We start from the raw sequence: 10,336 nt of genomic DNA on the forward strand, positions 1-10,336 counted from the left end.
GCTGGCCTTGAGCACAGCCCAGATCTGCGATTGGCGCGGCAGCATTAAGCGGTGCAGGCTCGCCGCGATGATCGGGATTTCAACGACCTCGTGCGCGTCGGAAAACGACGACATTGCGGTGCGGGCCAGCATGGACGGCTCGAGACGATGGCCGCCCGACGCGCAGTTTTCGATCACCAGATGCGGCAGCCGCGTACGGATGCGCTCGAACATGCGGTACGTGCCCAGAACTTGCCGCCGTAAGCCTTCGCCGAGCGACTCTGTGCCCTCGTTGCCGAGCCCGATGGTTTCGTTGTAATCGACTTTCAGGTAGCCGAAGCCGCAGCGCTCCAGCAGCCCGATCACGCGCTCGGTCAGGTACGCCACGGCGAACGTATCGTTCAAATCCCAGAAGCGACGGTTGCGGACCGTCACGGGAATGCCGTCGCGCTTGAGCAGGTGGTCGACCAGTGAAAAGGCGGTTGAATAGATGCCGACGGTTTCCATCTCGAACCACAGCCCAGGAATGAGGCCCTGCGCGCGGATCGCCGCTGCGGTAGCCTCCAATCCTTGGGGGAAGAGCGTGCGGCTTGGAATCCAGTCGCCGTGGGCGCTGAACCAGTCGCCAACCTCACCCTTGTACCAGCCGGCGTCGATCACGACGTATGTCACCGGCGAGCCATTTAAGCGTCGAGTGAGCGCCAGCACGCGGTCGTGACTGGGATCGCCCCAGGTGGTACACCATTCGTTGAAGATGATCGGCAGGCTCTGCTCGATCGCTGGCTGCGCGTCCGCTGCGCGCTGCTGCACCGCGGTCAGGCGATCACACAGATCGTCCAGATCGCCCTGCGCACAGGCGATGGTCGCGGGCGGCGAGGTCAGGGACTCCCCAGCCGCCAGCGTTTTCATCCAGTGGCCGAACTCGCGGTCAGCTAGCCCGCCCGAGATGCACACCGGATCGTGCTGGCGAAAGATCTCCATTTGCCACGATCCGGCCCAGGCGAGCTGCGCGCCCCAGAGGACGCTGGCCCGTGTATCCTCGACGGCGACGAACGGAAACCAGCGGCGCACCGGCATCGATCCGATCTGGCCGAAGCGCTCGCTATACGCGCCCGCGCCGCCCCACGAGCGTTCGAGATGCAGCGCTTCGATGCTGCGTGTGTCCAACCGGCCCTCGGCGCTCCACACCGAGCGAAAGCGATGCACCCGCAGCCGCCCTGGCGCGTCGGCCCGATGGAACGGGGTGATGCCGCCCAGCGAGAAGCTCGTCAGCAACTCCAGCGTGACCGGTCGGGGCGAATCGTTGATAAAGGTCGTCGTCACTTCCGCTGCCGCATCGCCCGCCTGCCATGATAGGCGATGCTCAATGCGATGCCCGGCATCGCTGTGGAGCGTCGTGACCACGGCTGTTTTCATCCCGTCGCGCTCGACGTTCTGCTCTGCGAGCCGGAAGGCGGCGATGGAAGGCGCATTGCGCATGGTATGACCCTGCGCGAACCCGCCGGAGTACGAGTCGCCGACGATCTTGACGTGGGCCAGCGGATCGACCTCCCATGCCGGGAACGGCCCAATGCCCGGCATCGCGTCGATTTCCGGATCGTCCAACACCGTTGAGCGGCGGGGAACGAGCTGATCGGCCATTGCGCTTGGAAACAATTCCATGCCGACGCAGCCGGTAGCGCAATCTCGCAGGAAGCGAGCCGTGGTGTCCGCAAACGTAAACAGGGAAAGAGTTTCGATCTGCATGGTATTCCTTCGCCTCCATCGTTGTTTCCACGCGCGTCACCCGACCGATGTTGGTTTCGGTGATCGTGAGCGCGCTGGTCAGGCTACGGCTATCCAAGGCACTGATCGCGATCGGCTAGACTCGTCCATTCAGCACCTCCACGAGTCGACGGTGCTCGTCACGATCTTCCGCGTGACGGATCAGGGTTTCCTGCGTGAAGGGCGCTTATGATCGTCAGGCAGGCGCGACTGGGTTCCCTCCAAGCGCATCGCATACATCTTGCGGTGTGGTACCTCGTCGCCGCGTGGAACATCACCGCTGATGACCGCGTTGCAGCGCACCGCGTCCATGCGCTTAAGTCTACCGGCACGACGCCACGTAGCTTGTGATCCTCCGGTTCGCCCCGTGTTGCCTCATTGTACTCCTGGTCAACGAATGTGATCGGGCCTCCGGCATACGCCTGGCCGGGTCGTGGCGGCTGCAACACGTTCTCGACGCCACCCACGCTCGCTGAGCCACGTGTGTCATGCGGCATGGTGGGGCCGCAGGAAACTGCGCAGCGCCGCAACCATGAGGATGACGCCCAAGCCAACCTTGAGCACCGCTGCCGACACAACGCCGACGAGGAGCCCGCCGATGATCGCTCCAATCACCGATCCGGCGCTCATCGGAGCGACGGTTTCCGTCAGATCGCGCCGCTCCGTGAACAGACCGCGCTGGTGGTAGCGCACCAGTCCAACGAGCACGGTCGGCAGGCTGATGCACAAACTGGCCGTCCCGGCAGTCTTGATGTCCGCGCCGAAGGCAAACACCAGCGTCGGAATGATAAGCTCGCCGCCCGCCACACCGAGCAGGCTGCTCACCAGGCCAATCGCCAACCCAAAGGCAACGCCGGCGATCACCCGCCAGACGTGTGCTGGTGGCAGCAGCCCCGGCACGTCTTGGGGCAGAAACCCTTCAATGATGAGCGCGCCGCCAATGCCGACCAGTAACACCAGGATGACACGCTCCAGTTGCGCGTTCGACAGCCGACCAGCAAGGGAGGGGCCAAAGAAGGCCGCCACCATCGCCCCCGCAATGAGTGCGAGGATCGCGGGCCAGAACGGGATCAGCGATGTGAGTGAGAGTGTGCTGCCCCGGATCGCCAGCGAGGCAATGATGGTCGTCAAGCTGACGGCGAGATTGAGCGGAACCGCTTTCCGGGCCAGGTAGCCGAGTGGGCCAGCCAGCACAGGGAGGCGAAATTCGGCACCACCCAGACCAATAAGACCGCCAAGGACGGCAATAGGAATGGCGGCAACGAAGGCCAGACGTGAACGATTTCGACGAACACCAGGAACGGCGTGAATAGGCTCTGGAGCGTCCATGCGGCGTGCTTCCTTATGTGAGATCAGGGGGTAGTGCAGGAGGATGACGTTGACCGCCAGCACTCCACAGAGAACGGTGCGGCGACGAAGGTTTGCGCCAGCAAACGGCGGCGGTCGTGAAGGCAACATGAATCCTAAGGGCATGCAGAAAGGAACCGATCAGCCTACGTGACCCAACGGCAAGGCGCAATCCCAGGCCGACGACGGATGGAGGGAGCACCATCGGGAGATCAATGAGGAGTGTGACGAGCCAGCGCACCACGCACGACCGGCGTGCGCTGGGCGGCAAGGAAGGTAGCCGGAGCGATGCGGAGGAGGTGTGCCACCCCTGGCAACACCAAGAACAGCGTCAGTGGAAGACTGGCAAGCACCAGGACATCTATGAGTACCCGCGCTGGGGACGCCCGGTGATGGACTGGCAGCGTGCGCATGGTTGAATGAGTAAAAAAAGCGTGCCATACATCCCTTCGGGTATTCCTCTGATCCTGACTACCCACGATGTGCGCAGCCGTACCCCCTAGTATCTCTGAGCGGCAGCATGCTGTCAATACTGAGGAAACACCGGGAGTGTCCAAAGGGGCGGTCATACAAACTGGATGAGATGTGCCGGATCGGGCGCGTGCGTCGCACCCGGCGCGTCATCCTCGCCAGCGCAAGCAGCGTCGAAGCTACACCAGTCGGGCCGCCCGCCGCAATACTCTGGGGCAGCGAAGCCGTCGGCTGCTCACCACCTGGCACGGGGTAGCATCACTGGTGTGGCGTGCGCAGGAAAGCCTCGTCAATCTCGTTGAATTGAACCGGATCCTCTATCTGGGGGATATGGTTCACCCGCGGCATGATCACCAGTTCAACATTGGGAAACAGCGTATCGCAATTGTGGACGTATGTACACGAATCGCCAACCCATTGGTTGAACCCAGTTTGGTACCAGACGATTCGTTCAACCCCATCACCCCCAAATCAAACTCTCAAGAGCCTACCTTTACGACGCCTCAGACAGAACACGCCGGTGGGCGCGACTCGCTGGATGGACGATCATTCGTGCGAGGTACATCCTTTTGACGGTGACGATCTTCAAAGCACTCGTCCCCCAGGGGTGCTGTTACCAACTGGATCGCTTTTTGGATCGGAAACCGATCCCGCATTTTGGGATGGATATGGTTTCCTAGACAGAGATGCAGCATTTCCAGAGCTGGCCTGCATGGAGGAGCCGTAATAGCTCACCGAGTCTCATCGAGGCGAGCGACTATGGCGGAGTCGATGATCGTCTCCAAGGCATGGCTGGGCCAGACCACGAAGATCGCCAGGGTGTTACAGCGCATCCGAGGACATCGGCTGAAGAGAAGCGATCACTCGTCGATCGGAAGCGGCCCGAACGGAACTGGAAGACCGAGACAGGCGCATGAAACGGTCTTGTGTTGACCTGGGGAGTCACCATGCTACATTCCACTCCATTTAGCTGTTATATCATCGGCGAAGGCAGCCTTCCGATCCAGTGCGCAGCCATGCTCATCGCGCAGGGTCACACCATTCATGGCGTTATCTCCGCAGATCCGGCAATTCGGCGTTGGGCAGACGAACACCGTATTCCGCACACGCACCCACGAGCTGATATGCGTGAGTTTATGGGTCGGCAGCCGTTCGACTACCTGTTTAGTATCGTCAATCCGGTGATCCTCTCCGCTGAACTATTAACACTGCCACGTAAAGCCGCGATCAACTACCACGATGCGCCGCTGCCACAGTATGCCGGGAGCTTCGCGACCTTCTGGGCGTTGATCAACGGGGAAACCGCGCATGGCATTACCTGGCACGAGATGAGCGTCCAGGTCGATGCAGGCGATATCCTTAAGCAGCGCATGGTTGAAATCGCGCCGCGTGAAACGACGCTTACGCTCAATACCAAGTGCTATGAGGCGGCGATCCAGGCATTTGCCGAATTAATCGACGATCTCGCCGCCGACCGGATGATGCCGATCCGGCAGGATCTGGCTGAGCGCAGCTTCTTTGCGCAATCGAAGCGTCCGCCGATGGGCGGGGTCATCTCCTGGCAGCAGTCAGCCGAAGCGATCGGCGCGTTTGCCCGTGCCCTGGACTTTGGCCCGTATCCCAATGTGATGGGCCTGCCCAAGCTGGCGATCGGCTCCGAATTGGTGATCATTGCGGAACTCGACGAGCTGGATACCTGCGCGACCGCTGCGCCTGGTACGGTCTGCCGCCTCGACCGGGAGGCGTTCCACGTTGCAACCACGACGACTGATATTGCACTGCGGAAGCTGCTCACCGTCGACGGGCAAGACCTGTCGCTGACCGAGTTCATGGCGACCTTTGGGCTGCGCCAGGGTGATCAGCTCCCTGAGCTGGCCCATGAGCGTGCCGATCGGCTGACCGCGCTGCAGGTCGCGATCGGTCGTCACGAAGCGTTCTGGGCAGAACGGCTGGCAGCGCTCCAGCCGATCGTGCTACCGCTCGTGGAGCGGCGCGCAGCGGGAGTCGCCGTCAAGTCGGCTCAGATGCCGATGCCGATCCCGGATTCTGTCCGCTCCTATCTGGCACGCTCCCAGGAAGATGTTCGATCGTTTCTGCGCGCGGCCTTCGTCGCGTATCTGGCGCGGATTAGCAGGATGGACCAGTTCGATCTCGGCTTTAGCTCCGCCGCGCTGCGTGGCGAGCTTGGCGACCTGGATTGCATGTTTGCATCTACGCTGCCGCTGCGGGTTGAGGTACCGCCGAACGCCTCCTACAACGATCTGGCTCACGCGCTGGACGCGCAGGCAGCTGAGATGGAACAGCGCAAAACGTATGCGCGCGATATCACCTTGCGCTATCCGCTACTGCGGGCGCTTCCCGAACGGCGGCGCGGCCCGGCGCTCCCCGTCGGCGTGGTCGAGGTTGCCAACCTGACAGATGCGCTGGCACCCGTCGATCTGATCCTGGCGATTGCCGAAGCAGACGCGACCTGTGCCTGGGTGTATAACCCTGCCGCGCTCGATCCTGAGACGGTCGAGCGCATGACTGGGCACTTCCAGATGCTCCTTGAGCACATTGTCGCCGATCCGGAGCGACCGATCGCGGCGCTGCCGCTGCTGCCAGCGAGCGAGCGTGAGCAGGTGTTGGCCTGGAGTGGTACGTCAGCACCCGCTGCCGACGTCGTGTGCGTGCATACGCTGATCGCGGCGCAGGCGGCCCGTTCGCCAGACGCGCCAGCCGTTGTCATGGGCGACCAACGATTGAGCTACGCCGACCTGAACCGGCGGGCGAACCAGCTCGCGCGCTATCTGCAGGCGCTCGGCGTTGGGCCGGATGCGCGGGTGGGCCTGTGTGTGGAGCGCTCGCTCGATCTTGTGATTGGCGTGCTGGGCATCCTCAAAGCGGGCGGCGCGTATGTGCCGCTCGATCCCGCCTATCCCCCCGACCGAATCCAGTTGATGCTTGAAGACGCGCGGGTTCCGGTGCTGCTGACTCACGCACGCCTTCAGTGGCAGCTTCCGCAAACGCACGCGCGCATCGTATGTCTGGACGCCGAGTGGCCCGTGATCGCCGCACAGGCAGCGACCAATCCTACCAGCAATGCCACAGCCGATCACCTGGTGTATGTCATCTACACCAGCGGCTCGACGGGACGGCCCAAGGGTGTGTTGATCCCGCATCGCGGGCTGTGCAATCTGGTGGCGGCGCAGATTGCGGCGTTTGGCATCACGCCGGAAAGTCGGGTGCTGCAATTTGCCTCGTTGAGCTTCGACGCCTCGGCCTCCGAGATCTTCACCGCGCTGGCGGCCGGAGCACGCTTGCACCTTGTTGAGCGCGAGGTGATTCTGTCTCCGCCCGATCTGGCGCGTGTCCTGCGCGATCAGGCGATCACCACTGCGACGCTGCCGCCCTCGCTCTTGGCGCTGCTGCCACCCGAAGATCTGCCCGATCTGCAAACCCTGATTTCGGCAGGCGAAGCCTGCGCCGCACGTCTGGCGGCGCGCTGGCGAACTCACCCGGACGGACGAGCGCGGTGGTTTATCAACGCCTACGGCCCGACCGAGGCGACGATCGGCCCGATCTGCTATCTCGTGACGCAGCCGCTCGAGGACGGAGCCAACGTCCCGATCGGACGACCGATCCCGAATATCCGGGTGTATGTCCTCGACTCCTGCGGGCAGCCTGCGCCGCCTGGCGTGCCGGGTGAACTCTTCATCGGCGGCGTGGGCGTGGCGCGTGGCTATCTCAACCAGCCCGCGTTGACCGCCGAGAAGTTCCTGCCCGATCCATTCAGCCGCCCAGAGGGCACCCGGCCGGGTGCACGCCTCTACCGCACGGGCGATCTGGCGCGCTACCGGGCGGATGGAAATATTGAGTTTCTGGGCCGGACCGATCAACAGGTCAAGCTGCGCGGCTTCCGCATTGAGCTGGGCGAGATCGAGGCCGTGCTGCGGCAGCATCCTGCGGTGCGCGACGCCGTCGTGATGGTGCATGCGAGTCAAGCCGGCGGACAGCGATTGATTGGCTATGTCGTCAAGGGCCAGGCAGCTAGCCGTGATCACGCGCTGCGCTCCGATCTGCATACGTTTCTCCAAACCCGGCTCCCCAACTATATGCTGCTAACGGCGATCCTGGTGCTGGATGCGCTGCCGCTGACACCAAACGGCAAGATCGATCGCGCGGCATTATCGAGGCTCAACTGGGTCGAGGCCAGCCGCCGCACGCCCTTTGTGGCGCCGCGTTCACCCCTTGAGGAAGCCCTCGTGACTATCTGGCAAGATATATGTCAGCTTTCGCACATTGGCGTCGAAGACAACTTCTTCGACCTCAGTGGAAATTCCCTGACGGCGACTCAGATGGTTTCACGGGTGAAGCGGGCGTTCGACGTCCATCTGACCGTCCGTGACATCTTTGCTGCGCCCACCGTTGCGGCGCTTGCCCGCCAGCTCCGTGTCCACGAGCGACAGCCAGGACACATGGACCGGGTTGCGATCGCCCTCGTGCGCCTTTGGCGCATACCGCCGGAGGAGCGACACGGTGTGCTCCAGCAGAAAAAAGCGAAGTGAGGTATGAGCTATGCACAGCGACCGCACCACACCCAACACTGGCCTCTCAGCGGAGGATCTTGAGCTATTCGCGTATCTGCTTGAAGAAGAAGGCGCGGTCGATAAAGGGGAGCTGATCACCCCCCGCGCTCCAGGCGCGGCGACCCCGCTGTCGTTCCCACAGGAGCGCCTGTGGTTTCTTGATCAATGGGACCCTGGCAACACCGTGTATAACGTGCCGTTTGCCACCCGGCTCAAAGGTCATCTCAGGGTGGATGCGTTCGAGCGCAGCCTGAACGAGATCATACGGCGGCACGAGGCGCTGCGGACCACCTTTGTCGCGGTCGACGGCCAACCTCGGCAGATCGTGGCGCCAGCGCTCACGATTCCGCTGCCCCTGATCGACCTGCGCAGCCTGCCACATGCCGCACAGGCGACGGAAGTCCAGCGCTTGATCGCCGCGAACGCCCGGCATCGCTTCGACCTGGCGCGTGGTCCGCTTCTGCGTGCCGAACTGCTGCGCCTGCACGCAGAGGGTACCCGTCAAGAGTATATCTTTCTGCTCAATATTCATCATATCGTCTTCGATGCCTGGTCGGTCGGTCTGTTTTTGCGCGAACTGACCGTTCTGTATGACGCCTTTGTCAACGATCGGCCCTCGCCGCTGCCGGACCTGGCGATTCAGTATCCCGACTTCGCGATCTGGCAGCGCGGGTGGCTCCAGGGCCCGGTGCTGCGAGAGCAGATCGCCTACTGGAAGCGCCAGCTTGGCGGTACGCTGCCGATTCTGGAACTGCCGAGCGACTACCCGCGCCCGCCGGAGTTGACGAGCCAGGGATCGCTCTGCTCCTATCACCTTCCGGCGGCGCTGTCCCAGCAGCTTCATGTGTTGAGCCAGGTCGAGGGCGTCACGCTGTTTATGACGCTGTTTGCAGCCTTCCAAATCTTGCTCTACCGCTATACCGGCGAAGAAGACATCATCACCGGCTCCGCCATCGCTAACCGCGATTTTGTCGACATCGAACCCCTGATGGGCTTCTTCCTCAACACCTTGCCCTTGCGCACCGATCTATCCGGCAACCCTACCTTTCGGGCATTCTTGCAGCAGGTGCGCGAGACGGCGCTTGATGCCTACGCGCACCAGAACGTGCCGTTCGAGCAGCTCGTGGAAGAGCTGCGGCCACGCCGCGATCCCAGCCACACGCCGCTCTTCCAGGTCATGTTCATCTTGCAGAATGCGCCGGTTCCGCCCCAAGGCCAGCGCGATCTGGAGGTAGAGTATCTGCGGGTGGATAACGGCACCTCGAAGTTCGATCTCACGCTCTCGCTGACGGAGATGCCCGATGGGCTGCGTGCGGTTGCGGAGTACAAGACGGATCTCTTTGAGCAGGCGACGATCGAGCGTCTTCTCGGTCACTACCAGAGGCTGCTCGAAAGCCTTGTGGCAGACCCCAACTGCACCGTATCGGCGCTGTCGTTGCTGACCGAAGCGGAGCGCCAGACGCTGCTGGCCTGGAACGAAGCGCCCATGCCATGTTCGGAGCAGCGCTGCATCCACCAGCTGTTCGAGGCCCAGGCCGCCAGTACGCCCCACGCCATCGCGCTTGAGTGCGACGGTGAGCAGCTGACCTATCGCGAACTGAACCGGCGCGCAAACCAGTTGGCCCACTATCTACGGGCGTTGAACGTCCAGCCGGAGGAGCGGATCGGCCTGTGCCTCGATCGCTCGCTTGAGCTGATCGTCGGCGTGCTGGGCGTTCTTAAGGCGGGTGCCTGCTACGTCCCGCTCGATCCCACCTATCCGCAGGAGCGGCTCCGGTTCATGGTCGAAGATGCGCAGGTCAGCGTGCTGCTGATCCGCCAGAAAACCACGCTCAGCGACTCTGTGGCATGGTGGTTCCGTGGCACGATCGTCGATCTCCGTGCAGATTGGCCGCAGATCAGCCGACAGTCCGCAGCACATCTCACAGCCGAGGTAGCGCCAGCGCAGACCGCCTACGTCATCTACACCTCCGGCTCGACGGGTCGGCCCAAGGGCGTGCTGATCGAGCATCGCTCCCTGGTGAACTATGTCGAGGTAGCCTGCGCCGCGTATGGCATCACCGCCGCGGACCGCGTGCTTCAGTTTGCCTCCATCAACTACGACGGCAGCGCCGAGGAGATCTACACTGCGCTGACCAGCGGCGCGACGCTGGTGCTGCGCAACGACCAGATGATCGAGACGATCGCGACGTTTCTCGCCACCTGCG

At 62.8% G+C, this 10,336-nt stretch carries 5 protein-coding genes; 3 read left to right on the forward strand and 2 right to left on the reverse strand.

The window, feature by feature from the left end; genetic code table 11:
- Both VFZ66_08040 and VFZ66_08045 read right to left on the reverse strand, forming a co-directional pair.
- A partial coding sequence (locus VFZ66_08040; protein ID HEX6289127.1) for an alpha-galactosidase occupies window positions 1-1,725 on the reverse strand: 1,725 nt, incomplete at its 3' end.
- A gap of 504 nt (window positions 1,726-2,229) precedes the next feature.
- Complete coding sequence (locus VFZ66_08045) at window positions 2,230-3,216, reverse strand: sulfite exporter TauE/SafE family protein (protein ID HEX6289128.1); 987 nt, start codon at window positions 3,214-3,216, stop codon at window positions 2,230-2,232.
- Window positions 3,217-3,305: 89 nt separating this feature from the next.
- On the opposite strand from VFZ66_08045, the gene VFZ66_08050 reads away from it, so the two are divergent.
- The 3 genes from VFZ66_08050 to VFZ66_08060 form a co-directional block, all read left to right on the forward strand.
- Complete coding sequence (locus VFZ66_08050) at window positions 3,306-3,509, forward strand: hypothetical protein (protein ID HEX6289129.1); 204 nt, start codon at window positions 3,306-3,308, stop codon at window positions 3,507-3,509.
- Between the two features lie 1,176 nt (window positions 3,510-4,685).
- Complete coding sequence (locus VFZ66_08055; protein HEX6289130.1) at window positions 4,686-8,108, forward strand: amino acid adenylation domain-containing protein; 3,423 nt, start codon at window positions 4,686-4,688, stop codon at window positions 8,106-8,108.
- A gap of 10 nt (window positions 8,109-8,118) precedes the next feature.
- Window positions 8,119-10,336: condensation domain-containing protein (locus VFZ66_08060; protein ID HEX6289131.1), on the forward strand; the 2,218-nt coding region annotated here is incomplete at its 3' end.

The organism is Herpetosiphonaceae bacterium, from assembly GCA_036374795.1.
GTDB lineage: Bacteria > Chloroflexota > Chloroflexia > Chloroflexales > Kallotenuaceae > LB3-1.